Annotated in this window: 13 protein-coding genes; 10 read left to right on the top strand and 3 right to left on the bottom strand. The window is 67.0% G+C overall.

Translation table 11 applies throughout. From position 1 onward, the window contains the following. The first annotated feature begins 31 nt into the window (after window positions 1-31). Entirely contained in the window at window positions 32-1,486 is a 1,455-nt protein-coding gene (locus IM738_RS24035; RefSeq protein ID WP_236963533.1) for an aldehyde dehydrogenase, read from the top strand. 169 nt (window positions 1,487-1,655) lie between these two features. On the opposite strand, the gene IM738_RS24040 is transcribed toward IM738_RS24035, so the two are convergent. Next, window positions 1,656-2,426: a hypothetical protein gene (locus tag IM738_RS24040; RefSeq protein WP_236963534.1), complete on the bottom strand. Its 771-nt coding sequence runs from the start codon at window positions 2,424-2,426 to the stop codon at window positions 1,656-1,658. A gap of 110 nt (window positions 2,427-2,536) precedes the next feature. Between IM738_RS24040 and IM738_RS24045 the strand changes: the two genes are divergently transcribed. Beyond that, complete coding sequence (locus IM738_RS24045; protein ID WP_236962291.1) at window positions 2,537-3,499, top strand: IS5 family transposase; 963 nt, start codon at window positions 2,537-2,539, stop codon at window positions 3,497-3,499. 532 nt (window positions 3,500-4,031) lie between these two features. Here IM738_RS24045 and IM738_RS24050 read toward each other — a convergent pair. Next, a complete protein-coding gene (locus IM738_RS24050) occupies window positions 4,032-4,721 on the bottom strand; it encodes a winged helix-turn-helix transcriptional regulator (protein ID WP_236963535.1) in 690 nt (229 codons plus the stop codon). Window positions 4,722-4,849: 128 nt separating this feature from the next. Between IM738_RS24050 and IM738_RS24055 the strand changes: the two genes are divergently transcribed. Then, entirely contained in the window at window positions 4,850-5,740 is an 891-nt protein-coding gene (locus IM738_RS24055) for a class I SAM-dependent methyltransferase (RefSeq protein WP_236963536.1), read from the top strand. Window positions 5,741-5,901: 161 nt separating this feature from the next. Beyond that, window positions 5,902-6,375 carry a CreA family protein gene (locus IM738_RS24060; RefSeq protein ID WP_236963537.1) on the top strand — a complete coding sequence of 158 codons (474 nt, stop codon included), beginning with the start codon at window positions 5,902-5,904 and terminating at the stop codon, window positions 6,373-6,375. A 6-nt stretch (window positions 6,376-6,381) separates the two neighbouring features. Here IM738_RS24060 and IM738_RS24065 read toward each other — a convergent pair whose 3' ends face one another. Then, window positions 6,382-7,509: a DUF2855 family protein gene (locus IM738_RS24065; RefSeq protein ID WP_236963538.1), complete on the bottom strand. Its 1,128-nt coding sequence runs from the start codon at window positions 7,507-7,509 to the stop codon at window positions 6,382-6,384. A 134-nt stretch (window positions 7,510-7,643) separates the two neighbouring features. Here IM738_RS24065 and IM738_RS24070 point away from each other — a divergent pair, with 134 nt between their 5' ends. From IM738_RS24070 to IM738_RS24095, 6 genes are all read left to right on the top strand, one after another. Then, a complete protein-coding gene (locus tag IM738_RS24070; RefSeq protein WP_236963539.1) occupies window positions 7,644-8,924 on the top strand; it encodes a glutamate-5-semialdehyde dehydrogenase in 1,281 nt (426 codons plus the stop codon). A gap of 189 nt (window positions 8,925-9,113) precedes the next feature. Further along, window positions 9,114-10,397 (top strand): glutamate--cysteine ligase, encoded by a 1,284-nt coding sequence (gene gshA / locus IM738_RS24075; protein ID WP_236963540.1) that lies wholly within the window; start codon window positions 9,114-9,116, stop codon window positions 10,395-10,397. A 292-nt stretch (window positions 10,398-10,689) separates the two neighbouring features. Next, a complete protein-coding gene (locus IM738_RS24080) occupies window positions 10,690-12,558 on the top strand; it encodes a potassium transporter Kup (RefSeq protein ID WP_236963541.1) in 1,869 nt (622 codons plus the stop codon). Between the two features lie 161 nt (window positions 12,559-12,719). Then, on the top strand, window positions 12,720-13,904 hold the full coding sequence (locus IM738_RS24085) for a benzoate/H(+) symporter BenE family transporter (protein WP_236963542.1): 1,185 nt from the start codon (window positions 12,720-12,722) through the stop codon (window positions 13,902-13,904). Window positions 13,905-13,913: 9 nt separating this feature from the next. Then, window positions 13,914-14,867 carry a glutathione synthase gene (gene gshB, locus IM738_RS24090; RefSeq protein ID WP_236963543.1) on the top strand — a complete coding sequence of 318 codons (954 nt, stop codon included), beginning with the start codon at window positions 13,914-13,916 and terminating at the stop codon, window positions 14,865-14,867. Next, on the top strand, window positions 14,864-15,160 hold the full coding sequence (locus tag IM738_RS24095; protein ID WP_236963544.1) for a VF530 family DNA-binding protein: 297 nt from the start codon (window positions 14,864-14,866) through the stop codon (window positions 15,158-15,160). Before gshB ends, IM738_RS24095 begins: the two co-directional genes overlap by 4 nt. Window positions 15,161-15,271 lie beyond the last annotated feature (111 nt).

Genomic DNA, 15,271 nt, shown 5'->3' on the forward strand with positions numbered 1-15,271 from the left:
GGTTTCATTTCTGATTTCAAAGGAGAACCCCATGTCCGACATGTCCATGCTCATCAACGGCCTCAAAGTCACCGCCGAAAAAGGCGCCACCTTCGAGCGCCGCAACCCGCTCGACGGCAGCGTGGCCACACGCGCACCCGCCGCCTCGCCGGCCGATGCCGTGATGGCGGTGGAAGCCGCCGCCGAAGCCTTCAAGACCTGGAGCGAAACGGGGCCGAGCGCGCGCCGCGCCCTGCTGCTCAAGGCCGCTGATGCGCTCGAAGCCAAGACGCCCGCGTTCATCGAAGCCGTGTCGGCCGAGACCGGTGCCACCGGCATGTGGGGCGGCTTCAACGTGTTCCTGGCCGCCGGCATGATCCGCGAAGCCGCCGCGCTGACCACGCAGGTGTCGGGCGAGGTGATCCCGTCCGATGTGCCCGGCTCGCTCGCCATGGGCGTGCGCCAGCCGGCCGGTGTGGTGCTCGGCATTGCGCCCTGGAACGCCCCCGTCATCCTGGCCGTGCGCGCCATCTGCGTGCCGCTGGCGTGCGGCAACACGGTGATCCTCAAGGGCAGCGAAAACTGCCCCCGCACCCACCAGCTGATCATCGAAGCGTTTCAAGAGGCGGGCTTCCCGCCCGGCGTGGTGAACTACATCACCAACGCCCCGGCCGACGCTGGCGCCGTGGTCGAAGCCATGGTGGCCCACCCGGCCGTGCGCCGTGTGAACTTCACCGGCTCCACCAAGGTGGGCAAAATCATCGCGGCCACCTGCGCGAAATACCTCAAGCCCGTGGTGCTGGAACTCGGCGGCAAGGCGCCGCTGGTGGTGCTGGACGACGCCAACCTCGACGACGCCGTCAACGGCGCGGCCTTCGGCGCGTTTGCCAACAGCGGCCAGATCTGCATGAGCACCGAACGCATCATCGTGGACCAGAAGATCGCCGACGCCTTCGTGAAGAAGTTCGCCGACAAGGCCAAGGCCCTGCCGCTGGGCGACCCGCGCAAGCCCGAGCCGGTGGTGCTGGGTTCGGTGATCGGCATGGGCACGGTCCACCACTGCAATCAACTCATCGACGACGCGCTGGCCAAGGGCGCCAAGCTCGCGTGCGGCGGCAAGGCCGACACCACGCTCATGCCCGCCACGGTGCTCGACCACGTGACCCCGGCCATGCGCATCTACCACGAAGAAACCTTCGGCCCGGTGAAGTGCGTGGTGCGCGTGAACGGCGTGGAAGAAGCGATTGCCTGCGCGAACGACAACGAGTACGGCCTCTCGGCCGCCGTGTTCGGCGGCGACATCGCCCGCGCTTTCAACGTGGCGCGCAAGATCGACAGCGGCATCTGCCACGTGAACGGCCCCACCGTGCACGACGAAGCACAAATGCCGTTCGGTGGCGTGAAGGGTTCGGGCATCGGCCGCTTCGGCGGCAAGGCCGGCATCGACGCCTTCACCGAGCTGCGCTGGATCACGGTGCAGACGACGCCGCGGCACTACCCGTTCTGATGTCCGGTGGGTGAGGAGGGGAAGAAGAGCGAAGGCCCTGGAGGCGGTGCTTCCAGGGCTTTTGTTTTGGATGGTCTGTGGTTGGGCTGGTGTCGCGGGTAGCGTTGGGTGGTTGGAGGACTGTTCAAGGCTGGCAGCGGCCCTTTGACAGACGGCGTCGGGTAGACAGCTACCGAACCATCAGATTCGGCATGGCCATCTTGGGCCACCCAAACTTGTCGCGGAGCGACCGGTCGAACACCTGCAGCAGCTCTGTGGCTAGACCCCAGTCGCATAGAACCTGGGGATGCAGGTAGACCGGCGGCGTGGGGTTCTCTCCGTTGAGCGAAAGCGCCACCAGCAGGCTATTCGAGCCAAGCGTCTCCTTCTCTTGGACGAGCTGCTCGTACTGCTCCATCAGTCCCAAGGCCCGCGATACGTCGGCATGCGCCCGACCAGCCTCGGTCAGGGCCACAGATGCGCGACGATCCAGGTCCTGGTAGGTCTGGCCCTCTTCGGTCGTGTACGCCCGAGAAGGGAGGTAGGGAGGGATCCGGTGCGCCGTCGAGTCTCGGTAGGCCTTGCCGTATTCATTGAACCACGTCAGCGGCGTCGGCTCGCCAACATAGTCCTTCAGCTCATCGGGAAGGTACGGCTCCACATCGCGCTTGAACAGACCGACCTTCAAGGGGTTCAGCGCGCCGCCCGACTCCAGAACGCAGACCCACGCAATGTTGTCCATCAGGCCGTACATGTTGATGGCGAAGGCCTGGAACTGGATGGCCACCTCATCGCAGGTCTCCAAGGACAGCAGCTCTGCGGTATCGGGCGGGTAGAGCGTGAAGATGTTGCGCGCGCCGCGAGCGATCAGCGGCAGGCGTCGGCCGATGCCCTGCAGGGCGAATGTGCGAGCGCGCGGATTGGTGAGGCGCTGGGCCAACTCGCCAAGCACCAAGCGCATGCCTGCCGTCTCGTTTAGCAGGCGCTGTACGGACTTAGGGCTACGCTGAACAAGTCCAGGGGTGGCGCGAGGTTTGCATGTATCGATGCACCCGAGACACGAAGGTGAAGATGAAGCAACAGACCCTGGCGATGGCAGCCGATCAAGGCGACGGATTCGAGCAGTACCGCAAGCCGACCAAGCGCGATGCGTTCCTGGCGACGATGGAACAGATCGTGCCCTGGCAGGCGCTGTGCTCGGTCATCGAACCTCACTACCCCAAAGCCGGCAACGGGCGCCCACCGATCGGGCTCGAACGCATGCTGCGGATGTACTTCGTGCAGCACTGGTTCAACCTGGCCGATGAGGCCTGCGAAGAGGCCCTGCTCGACAGCACGGCGCTGCGCCGCTTTGTGGGCATCGATCTTGGGCGGGAGCGTGTGCCTGACGGGACCACCCTGCTGAAGTTTCGCCGCCTGCTGGAGCAGCACAAACTGGGCGAGGCCCTGTTTGCCAAAGTGGGGGAGGTGCTGCAGGCGCGAGGCTTGAAGGTGGGCACCGGCACCATCGTGGACGCCACCATCATCGGCGCGCCCAGTTCGACCAAGAACGCCGACAAGCAGCGCGACCCCGAGATGCACCAAACCCGCAAAGGCCAGCAGTGGTATTTCGGGATGAAGATGCACATTGGCGTGGACAGCCGCAGCGGGCTGGCGCACAGCGCTGTGGTGACAGCAGCCAACGTGCACGACAAGCACCCGCTGCCCGATCTGCTGCACGGCAACGAGCAGCGTGTGTATGGCGACAGTGCCTACGCCAGCCAGAAAGCGTTGATCGGATCGAAGGCCCCCAAGGCCAAGGACTTCACCAACCAGCGCGTGCGCAGGGGTGGCGATATCGACGAGGCCGAGCGCTCCAGGAACCACAACAAGTCCAAGGTCCGCGCCCGGGTCGAACACGTCTTTGCTGTGGTCAAACGGCTCTGGGGCTTTGCCAAGGTGCGCTACCGAGGTCTCGCCAAGAACGCCACGCGCTCGTTCGTGGTGCTGGGTTTGGCCAACATCTACCTGGCGCGTCAGCGCCTCATGGCATGAGTGCGTCCGTTGCGCACGACGGGTGCGCGAGCACGGCTGGTATGTCCAGGGAACGCGGTCGAATCGCGCCGCTTGCCCGCGTCGGCAACCCTTTGCGTAGCGGGCCACTCAATTCGGCTACTTGTTCAGCGCTGCCTTAGCGAACTCCTCAAGCTGCTTGGGGCCGTACCCGCGCCCGATGTTCGGTGTTGCCATTGGTGGATCCGGGTACCGAGGTGGGGTCGAAAGGACGGGATGAGCATAGGGAAGATGGTGTGTCCGCTTTCGCTGGCGGACCAACGCCTCGCCACCCTCACCCGCACCTCGCAGGCTGACACGCACACCCACAACCCCTCGCCTGGTGGCAATGGCACTCACCCGTCTTGCGGTTTCAGCGGCAGCCGCAGGCGTTGAGGCCGCCGCCGTGGGCGAGTGTGGCGGTGGGGCTGGGATGCCATGTAGGCCGGCAGCAGCCAGGGTGTGGAGGCAGATGCTGCGCCCAGGGTGATGAGGGCGAGCAGGGCGGTGAGCGCCAAGGTGCGTCTCGCCGTGTTTACCGCTGCTGCGCAGTCATGCGCGTCGGGGCGAACATGCTGCGTCCCAGCCATCGCCAGAGCCGCTGGCCGTTGCGTCCCGCGCCCTGCACCTTCAGGTCGCCCGACTGCATCTCCCGCTCCGGGGCGCTGTCGCCGGTCCAGATTTCGGTGAGCGCGCGCACTGTCGAGTCGACCAGCACGCTGACGTCGTGACCCGGGTCGTCGCGGCACAGGTCGGCCACGTGGTGTTCCACCACCAGCCACCACAGCCGCTCCGTCGCGGGGCCGTCGCTGAAGCGGAAGTGGACCACCGTGCGCTCGGCGTCGGGGAACTCATCCATGCGTGCGAAACGGCGGATGTCCCACATCAAAAAGCCGGCGTCGAGCTGCTCGGGCCGCAGCCGGCTGCCGATCCAGCGTGCGCCCCAGTGGCCCAGGCCCACCACGATCGGCCGCAATTCCTCGCCCGCGGGCGTCAGGTGGTATTCCCAGTTCTTCTCGACGCGCCGCCGCTCGATGACGCCGATCTCTTCGAGCTTGCGCAGGCGCTGCGTCAGCAGCGTGGCCGACATGCGCGGCACGCCGCGGTGGATGTCGTTGAAGCGGTGGCTGCCGCACAGCAGTTCGCGCACCACCAGCGGCGTCCACAGCTCGCCCAACACCTCGGCGCCCCGGGCCACGGTACAGAACTGCATGTAGTCGATCATGCGAGCCAGTCTATGCGCGCGCTGTCAGAACACCTACTCCAGATTCTGGACTTGAGCATGCCCGGCACACGGCATACCTTGAAGACCGACCGTGCATGTCGCACCGGTCAAGTTCAAGGAGCACCGCCATGACCGAAGCCCTCGTTTCCGCCCCCGCTGCCCCGGCCGTCTTCGACGCCGAGAAGTTCCGCCAGACCACGCGCGCGCAGTGGGAGAACACCGCCGAGGCCTGGAACCGATGGGGCCCCTTGCTGGCGCGCTGGCTGGGCCCGGCCACCGAGGCCATGCTGGACATGGCGGCGGTCGGCCCCGGCGCGCGCGTGCTCGACGTGGCGGCTGGCGCAGGCGAACAAACGCTGGTCGCGGCGCGCCGCGTGGGTGCGCGCGGCCACGTGTTGGCCACCGACATCTCACCGGCGATCCTGCGCCACGCCAAGGCGGCGGCCGAACTGGCCGGGCTGGCGAACGTGGACACACGGGAACTCGATGGCGAGCGCCACGATCTGTTATCCGGCGCCTCGTTCGACGCCGCGGTATCGCGTGTCGGCCTGATCTACTTTCCCGACCAGCAGCGCGCGCTGGCCGGCATCCGCCACGCGCTGAAGCCGGGCGGGCGCTTCGCTGCGGTGGTGTATTCCACCGCCGAGCGCAACCCGTTCTTCGCGTTGCCGGTCGGCATCATCCGGCGCCGCGCGCAGCTGCCGCCACCCCTGCCCGGGCAACCGGGGCCGTTCTCATTGGGGGCCGAGGGCGTGCTGGCGAAGGCGTTGGAGCAAGCGGGTTTTCGGGACGTGGAGGTGCGCAAGGTCGATTCCCCGGTCCGCCTGCCGAGCGCCGCCGAGTGCGTGCGCTTCGAGCGGGAGTCCTTCGGTGCCCTGCACCAGATGATGGCAGGTTTGAGTGAAGGCGAACGCGCCGACACCTGGGGAGAGATCGAGCAGACCTTGCTGCGTTTCGAAACCAGGGCGGACGGCTTCATGGGCCCGTGCGAGATGCTGGTGGGGGCGGGCACGCGCTGAGCGGCACGGGCGAAGCGGCTTGGACCCGTTCCGGCGTGGCGGCCAGGCTGCGTGCGGTGCGCAGGGTGGTGGTGTGGGTGTTCATGGCGTGCAACATGGCCAACCGTGTGGCAGACCCTGCTACCGTGTGGCCATTCGCAACTCCTTCACAAAGGCCCGCCATGCGCCACCTCGCGCTCTCCCTCACCTTGCTGTTGCTCACCGGCGCCACCGCCGCCCAGGCCGAAGAGATCGGCTCGGTCGACACGGTGTTCAAGTTCATCGGGGCCGACCACAAGATCGTGGTCGAGGCGTTCGACGACCCGGGGGTGGCCGGCGTCACCTGCTTCCTGTCGCGCGCCAAAACCGGTGGCATCAAGGGCGCGCTCGGCCTCGCCGAGGACAAATCCGAGGCGTCCATCGCCTGCCGGCAGGTCGGCCCGATCTCGATCCCCAAACCCATCCAGGCGCAGGAAGAGATCTTCAGCGAGCGCACCAGCTTCATCTTCAAGCGCCTGCGCATCGTGCGCATGGTCGACCTCAAGCGGCACACGCTGGTGTACCTCACCTACTCCGATCGGGTGATCGAAGGCTCGCCGCAGAACTCGGTGACCGCGGTGCCGGTGGACCGTGCCACCGCGATCCCGGTGCGCTGAAGGGGCCTAAACGCCGTCCGACAGCGTCAACACGTGCCCCAGGCGCGGGTCGCCGCGCCCGCCCAGCACCAGCGCGTGGGCCGCCTGCACCGCCTCGGGCCCGCGGTGGTGCTGCACCACCAGCCAGGGGGCCGAAGGCTGGGTCACTTGCTGGACGAACGCATGCCAGGCGCGCGCCATGCGCTCGTTGAACCCGGCGGCGCCCCAGTCGCCATGGCGCTTCTTGGCCTGCGCCGGTGCAAAGAACAGCACCGGGCGTGGCCCGGGCAGGTCGCGCGCGCCGGCCAGCTGGTTCACGTGGGTGCCGCCGATGGAGCAGCTGTAAGCGAGCGCCGTGAACCGGCGGTGGATGGCCTTGCGCAATTCGCCATTGCCCGCGAAGTCGACGTACACGCAGGGCGTGTCGCTGGGCAGCACGTCGAGCTGGTCGTAGGTGAGGACGCGGCTGTACACGCCCAGGCTTTCGCAGAACGCCACGTTGCCGGGTGAGGTCAGGCCGATCACCTCCACGTCCGGTCGGTGGGCCAGCTGGGCCGCGGTGGCGTACGCCGTCTTGCTGCTGGCCGACGAAAGCAGCATCACGCCCCGCCGGCCCGGCTGGCTCGTGCCGAAGAAGGCGTTGTCGGCCAGGAAGTCGTCGATCAGCCAGGCGGTGAGAAACAAGGGCCGCAGCAGCGCCTGCAGCGGTTCGCTGGCGGGGTCGTGCAGCGAGTCGACCGCGCAGCGCAGGTAGTGGTTGTAGACCGGGTGCAGCGCCGCGCGGTGCGGTGCGCCGTCATGGAAACCCTCGGGCGACACGCGCGCGGGCTGCAGCACGGCGTCCGAGGCCATCGGCCAGTAGCCATACAGGCGCTCACCTTCGGCCACCCCGGCACATGCCGTTTCTGTCACCACGCCGAACCCCCAGACCGGCACGATGCCCCAGGGGGCGTCGTCGGCCTGCGGCACCACCGGGAAAAACCGCCAGTAGTCCATGGCCTCGCCGAACGCGGCGTAGGTGATGTTGTTGGACGTGTAGGCGAACCGCTCGACGCGCACCCGCACCTGTCCGTCGGACAGGGGCGCTTCGGGCAACCGGACGGTTCGCGTGGTGTCGAGCCGGTCCTTGCGGACCTGGAACTGGGTGGTGGTCATGGGCGTTTCACGGTGGGGAAGCGGGGCCGTGATGGTGCACCGGTTCGGCGCGCCCGGTTGTCACGCGCGTTGCCAGGGCCGCCCCTGAATGCCCCCGCCTCCCCAAGCGCGGGCCGCTCTGCGAAAATCGCGCCATGAACGCGACCAACACCACCGAACTCATGAACACGCTGGGCAGCCAGGCCAAGGCCGCCTCGGCGCTGATGGCCAAGGCCAGCGCGGCGACCAAGCTCAAGGCGCTGCGCTCGCTCGCCGCGCTGCTGCGCGCCAACGTGGAGGGCCTGCAGACCGAGAACGCCAAAGACCTGGAGCGCGCCCGCGCCGCCGGGTTGAGCGAGCCGATGGTGGACCGCCTCAAGCTCACACCCAAGGTCATCGAGACCTGCGCCGAAGGCTGCGAGCAGCTGGCCGCAATGGCCGACATCATGGGTGAAATCTCGGGCCTGAAGCAGATGCCCAGCGGCATCCGCGTGGGCCAGATGCGCGTGCCCATCGGCGTGTTCGGCATGATCTACGAGAGCCGCCCGAACGTGACCATCGAGGCCGCCAGCCTGAGCATCAAGAGCGGCAACGCCTGCATCCTGCGCGGCGGCTCCGAGGCCATCGACTCCAACCGCGCCCTGGCCGCGCTGGTGCAGCAGGCGCTTGCCGCCGCCGGCCTGCCGACCGACGCGGTGCAGCTCGTGCCCACCACCGACCGCGCCGCCGTGGGCCAGCTCATCACCATGCCGCAGTACGTGGACGTGATCATCCCGCGCGGCGGCAAGGGCCTGATCGAGCGCATCAGCGCCGAGGCCAAGGTGCCCGTCATCAAACACCTGGACGGCAATTGCCACACCTACGTGGACGACCCCTGCGACATCGCCATGGCGGTGAAGGTGGCCGACAACGCCAAGACGCAAAAGTACAGCCCCTGCAACGCCACCGAAAGCCTGCTGGTGGCGCGCGGCGTGGCGGCCGATTTTCTGCCGAAGATCGGCGCCGTGTACGCCGCCAAGGGCGTGGAAATGCGCGGCTGCCCCGAGGCCATGGCCATCCTGGCGGCCGTGCCGGGCGCCACCGTGATGGCCGCCAGCGAGCAGGACTGGAGCGAGGAATACCTCGCGCCGGTGATCAGCGTCAAGATCGTTGACGGCCTGGACGAAGCCATCGCCCACATCAACCGCTACAGCAGCCACCACACCGACGCCATCCTCACCACCGACCACATGCACGCCCAACGCTTCCTGCGCGAGGTCGATTCGGCCAGCGTGATGGTGAATGCGAGCACCCGCTTCGCTGACGGGTTCGAGTACGGGCTGGGGGCCGAAATCGGCATCTCGACCGACAAGTTCCATGCCCGTGGTCCGGTCGGCGTCGAAGGCCTCACGTCCTTGAAATACGTGGTGCTGGGCGAAGGCGAAATTCGGGCCTGAGGCGGGCTTGCAAGCCCGGCTTTCGGCCCCATACTTCCAACGCTAGCGGCTTTTCCAACAACCCCCATCTCTCGCCCAAACGCATCGCCCGAGCGTCCAGGTCAGCGCGGAACCGGCTTCGCCGGGCCGCTGCTGACGCCCCCCAGTGGGGGGTGACGCCGCAGGCGGCGCGGGGGGCGTCTAAATCTTATGGTTCCGCATCTCGTCACCGCCCTCACTGGCCCCATCAACGAACTCGAACAGCGCATCCTCGAATCCACGCCCGTGATCGAGCGCTGGTTCCGGCTGGAGTGGATGGAGCACACGCCGCCGTTCTACAGCTCGGTGGACGTGCGCAACGCCGGTTTCAAGCTCGCGCCCGTGGACACCAACCTCTATCCCGGCGGCTGGAACCACCTCACGCCCGAGATGATGCCGCTGGCGGTGCAGGCGGCCATGGCCGCCATCGAGAAGATCTGCCCCGAGGCCAAGAACCTGCTGCTGGTGCCCGAGAGCAGCACCGATGTGTTTTACCTCGGCAACCTGCGCCAGCTGCAGCGCATCTTCTACCAGGCCGGCCTGAACGTGCGCCTGGGCTCGTTGTCCAACGACATCAAGGCCCCCACCACCATCGACCTGCCAGGCGGTGAGTCCATCACGCTGGAGCCGCTGATCCGCAGCAAACGCCGCCTTGGCCTCAAGCACTTCGACCCCTGCACCATCCTGCTCAACAACGACCTGAGCGCGGGCGCACCCGGCATCCTGGAAGACCTGCACGAGCAGTACCTGCTGCCGCCCTTGCACGCGGGGTGGGGCATCCGCCGCAAGAGCAACCATTTCAAGGCCTACGAAGAGGTGTCCAAGCGCTTCGGCAAGCTGCTGGGCATGGACCACTGGCTGATCAACCCGATGTTCAACCAGTGTGGCGAGGTGAATTTCGCCGAAGCCACCGGGCTGGAGTGCCTGCGCAGCAACACCGACGCGCTGCTGGGCAAGATCCGCCGCAAATACAAGGAATACGGCATCAACGAGAAACCGTTTGTCGTCATCAAGGCCGACAACGGCAACGCGGCGCTGGGCCAGCTCACGGTGCGCGACGCCAAGGACCTGGACGACGCATGGTTCAAGGCCCGGGCCAAGGCCGTGGGGAGCCAGCCGGTGGGCGAGGTCATCATCCAGGAAGGCGTGCTGACCAACGAGCGCATCAACGCCGCCGTGGCCGAGCCCGTGGTCTACATGATGGACCGCTACGTGGTGGGCGGGTTTTACCGCGTGCACGCCGACCGGGGCACCGACGAAAGCCTCAACGCGCCAGGGTCGAGCTTCGTGCCGCTGGCGTTCGAACAAAGCGCGCAGCTGCCGCAGCCCGGCGTGAAACCGGGTGCCAGCGTGCCCAACCGCTTCTACATGTACGGCGTCATCGGCCGCCTGGCGATGCTGGCGGCGAGCTACGAGCTGGAAGCGACCGACCCGGACGCAGAGGTTTACGAATAGGCCCACCCCCGCGCCGCGCCTGCGGCGCGTCACCCCCTCAAGGGGACGATGCGAGTGGCCCGGCGGAGCCGGCTCCACCGCATCCTGATCGCACGCACGCCTCGCCGGACGGGTTCATGTTCGCAATGTGGCAGGGGACATGACTTCTCCCCAGTAAAGTTGTTGCAGTGCAACAAACCCGCCGGAGCGTCTCATTTAGGCACATCGCCCCACTGGCGGAGCGGGTGCTGCGGGCGCAGAATCGCGAGCTTCCAGACAACGGACCTGATCCCCAGCCGGGTCGGGTGGTTTTTTGTCCTCCAGCAAATCTTCGCTTGCTGCGCTCACCCTGGGCGCCATCGGTGTGGTGTATGGCGATATCGGCACCAGCGTGCTGTACGCCATCAAAGAGATCTTCGGGTCCGGCCATGTCCCCTTCACCCATGACAACGTGTATGGGGTGCTGTCCATCGTTTTCTGGACGCTGACGGTCATCGTGTCCCTCAAGTACGTCGTGCTGGTGCTGCGCGCCGACAACGCGGGCGAGGGCGGCCTGATCGCCATGCTGGCGCTGGCCTCGCAGGCCGTGAAAGACCGGCCCGAGCTGCGCAAGTGGCTGCTGGCGATCGGCATCTTCGGCACCTCGCTGTTTTATGGCGACGGTGTCATCACCCCGGCGATTTCGGTGCTCTCGGCAGTGGAAGGCCTGGAGGTCATCTCGCCCGCGTTCAAGCAGTACGTGGTGCCGATCACGCTGGTGGTGCTGTTCGGCCTGTTTTTCGTGCAGAAGCGCGGCACCGGTGGCATCGGCAAGTTTTTTGGTCCGATCACGGTGTTGTGGTTTCTCACCATCGCGGCGCTCGGTGTGGTGCACATCGTGGGCCACCCCGAAATCCTGGCCGCGCTCAGCCCGCACCACGCCCTGCGCTTCATCTGGGAGCAGCCCGGCACCACCTTCATCATCCTGGGCGCCGTGGTGCTGTGCGTGACGGGCGGTGAGGCGCTCTACGCCGACATGGGCCACTTCGGCAAAAAGCCGATCCGCCTGGCCTGGTTTTCGGTGGTCATGCCCTGCCTGACGCTGAACTACTTCGGACAGGGCGCGCTGCTGCTGGAGAACCCCGAAGCGGTCAAGAACCCCTTCTTCAACATGGCGCCCGACTGGGCCCTGCTGCCGCTGGTGGGGCTGGCGACCATGGCCACGGTGATCGCCTCGCAGGCCCTGATCTCCGGTGCGTTCAGCGTCACCAAACAGGCCGTGCAGCTGGGCTACCTGCCGCGACTGAACCTGCTGCACACCAGCGTGCGCGACACCGGCCAGATCTACATCCCCTTCGTCAACTGGGGCCTGTTCGTGGCCATCGTGCTGGCGGTGGTGATGTTCAAGTCGTCCAGCAACCTGGCGGCCGCCTACGGCATCGCCGTCACGCTGGACATGCTCATCACCACGGTGCTGACATTCTTCGTGATCCGCTTTGGCTGGAAATACCCGCTCTGGCTGTGCCTGCTGGCGACCGGGTTCTTCTTCGTGGTGGACCTGGCCTTCTTCAGCTCCAACCTGCTCAAGCTGTTTGCGGGCGGCTGGTTCCCGCTGCTGATCGGCGGCGTGGTGTTCATGCTCATGATGACCTGGAAGCAGGGGCGGGTCCTCATGGCCCAGGCCCAGCAGGCCGACGCCATCGAACTCGACAGCTTTCTGGACGCCGTGTTCATGGACCCGCCCACCCGCGTGGCCGGCACCGCCGTGTTCCTGACCGGTGAGACGGGCACGGTGCCCAATGCCTTGTTGCACAACCTCAAGCACAACAAGGTGCTTCACGCCCAGAACCTGTTCGTCACGGTGCGCAGCCACGAGGTGCCCTGGATCGGTCTGGACAAGCGCCTGGCGGTGGAACCGCTGGGGCACGACTGCTGGCAGGTGGTGATCCACTACGGTTTCAAGAACGATCCCGACGTGCCCAAGGCGCTGCAGCTCATGAGCGGTCGCGGCTGCGAGCTGGAACCGATGCTGACCAGCTACTTCCTCTCGCGCGACCTGGTGGTGCCCAAGCTGGGCCAGGGCATGTCGCTGTGGCGCGAAAAGCTGTTTGCCCAGATGCACCACAACGCCGGCGCGGCGGCCGAGTTCCTGAACCTGCCGAACAACGCGGTGATCGAGCTGGGCTCGAAGCTGGAGATTTAGGACCACCCCCGTCGCTTGTTCGCTTCGCGTAACCGCTCCGCCCCTCAAGGGGCGATGCGAGTGGCCCGGCGAAGCCGGTTCCACCGCATCCACGGTTCAGGCACTTGCTCCGGAGAGTCCCTGTCGGTTCGGGGCGCTCGGCTCACCGGCACAATCCCCCGATGTCTTTTTTCCGTGACCTCAACCTCTCGGCCGCCACGGCCGGTTTCGTGGCGGTGCTGGTGGGCTTCACCAGCTCGGTCGCCATCGTCTTCCAGGCCGCACAGGCCTTTGGTGCCACGCCCGAGCAGATCACCTCGTGGATGTGGGCGCTGGGGCTGGGCATGGGCCTGTGTTCGGCCATTCCTTCGCTGATCCTGAAACAGCCGGTGATGGTGGCCTGGAGCACGCCCGGCGCCGCCGTGCTGGCCACCGCCGGTCTGGCCGGGGGCTTCTCCATGGCGCAGGCGGTGGGGGCCTTCATGGCCTGCGCTGTGCTCATCATCCTGGCCGGCGCGACCGGCCTGTTCGAGCGGCTGATGAACCGCATCCCGATGGCCATTGCCTCGGCGCTGCTCGCGGGTGTGCTGGCGCGATTTGGCCTGCAGGCCTTTGCCGCGGCGCAGACGGCCCTGCCGTTGGTGGTGCTGATGCTGCTGGTGTATCTGCTGGGTCGTCGCCTGTTGCCGCGCTACGCGGTGCCACTGACCTTGCTGGCGGCGGTGGCGCATGTGGTGGTCAATGGCCAGTTCAATGCCGGGGCGCTGGTGCTCGAATGGGCGCGGCCGGTGTTCACGGCGCCCGAGTTCACCTTCAGCGCCTTCGTCAGCCTGGCGCTGCCACTGTTCATCGTCACCATGGCCTCGCAGAACCTGCCCGGCGTGGCGGCTGTCCGCGCGGCGGGCTATCAGATGCCGGTCTCGAAGATCATCACCATGACCGGCGTGGCCACGCTGGTGCTGGCCCCGTTTGGCGCCTTCGCGCTCAACCTCAGCGCCATCACCGCCGCCATCTGCATGGGCGAAGAAGCCCACCCCGACAAGACCAAGCGCTACACCGCCGCCGTGGCCTGCGGCCTGATCTACGTCGCCATCGGTCTGGTGGGCGCAGCGGTCACCGGCCTGTTGCTGGCGTTCCCGAAGGAGCTGGTGCTGGCGATCGCGGGTCTGGCCTTGCTGGGCACCATTGGCGGGGGCCTTCACACGGCGCTGCGCGACGACGCCCACCGCGAGGCCGCGCTCATCACCTTCCTCGTCACGCTCAGCGGCGTGGTCATTGCCGGCATCGGCTCGGCCTTCTGGGGCGTGGTCGCCGGCGCGCTTGCGCTGTTTGTGCAACAGTACGGGGCTGCCCGCAAAGCCTCCTGAACAAGCCCCATGAACATCCTCTTCGTTGCCGACCCGCTGGCGTCTTTCAAGATCTACAAAGACACCACCTTCGCCATGATGCGCGAGCTGCAGAAGCGCGGCCACACCATCGCCGCGACCGAGCCGCAGCTCATGGCCTGGCGCAGTGGCCAGCCGGTGACGGCCCAGGTGCGCCACATCACCCTCACGGGCGACGCCGACGCGTGGTTCGACGTCACCCGCGAGGCCATCGAGCCGGTGCACGGCTTCGACGCCGTGCTGATGCGCAAAGACCCGCCATTCGACAGCGAGTTCTTCTACGCCACCCACCTGCTGGAGCAGGCCGAGCGCGAAGGTGCGCGCGTGTTCAACAGCCCGCGCGCACTGCGCGACCACCCGGAAAAACTCGCGCTCATGGAGTTCGCGCGGTTCGCGCCACCCACGCTGGTGACGCGCGCGGCCGATGACATCCGCGCCTTCCACGCCGAGCACCGGGACGTGATCCTCAAGCCGCTCGACGGCATGGGGGGCATGGGCATCTTCCGCGTCGGACCCGACGGCATGAACCTCGGCTCCATCATCGAGACGCTCAACCAGGGCGGCGCCACCAGCGTGATGGTGCAGCGCTACCTGCCCGAGATCGTGGCGGGCGACAAGCGCCTGCTGCTGATCGGTGGCCAGGTCGCGCCCTTCGTGCTGGCGCGCATCCCGCAGGGCAACGAGGTGCGTGGCAACCTCGCCGCCGGTGGCAAGGGCGTGGCGCAGCCGCTGTCTGACGAGAACCGCGCCGTGGCCGAGGCCATCGCGCCCACGCTGGCCGCGCGCGGCCTGTTGCTGGTGGGCTTGGACATGATCGGCAACAGCGTGACCGAGATCAACGTCACCAGCCCGACCTGTTTCCAGGAAATCACCGACCAGACCGGGTTCGATGTGCCGGCGATGTTTGTGGATGCACTCGAGCAAGCGCTCAAGGTCCAGGCATGAGCGATCAACCGGTTGATCCCCCCGAAGCCGAGAAACCCAAGGCTCCGCCCAAGCAAGCGCGCAACCCGCTGCACGGTCTGACGCTGGAGGCCATCGTCACCGCGCTGGCCGACCACTATGGTTGGGAAGAGCTGGGTCAGCGCATTCCGGTGCGCTGTTTCAACGTGGACCCGAGCGTGGGCTCCAGCCTGCGCTTTCTGCGCAAGACACCCTGGGCGCGCGAGAAGGTGGAAGGGCTGTACCTCTTCATGCTGCGCGAGCGCAGCCGGGCGGCGGGCCGGCAGGTCCGCTGAGGGGCATGCCGGCGTCCTGTCGTGTGCGAACCACGGCAGGGCTTGCCCGCAGGCCACGGGGGGATCGCATTGTCAGTCGAAAGATGTGTTTTCGGGGGCGGGTCGGGCAAG

This window comes from Hydrogenophaga sp. SL48 (assembly GCF_021729865.1).
In the GTDB taxonomy this organism is placed as follows: Bacteria; Pseudomonadota; Gammaproteobacteria; order Burkholderiales; family Burkholderiaceae_C; genus Hydrogenophaga.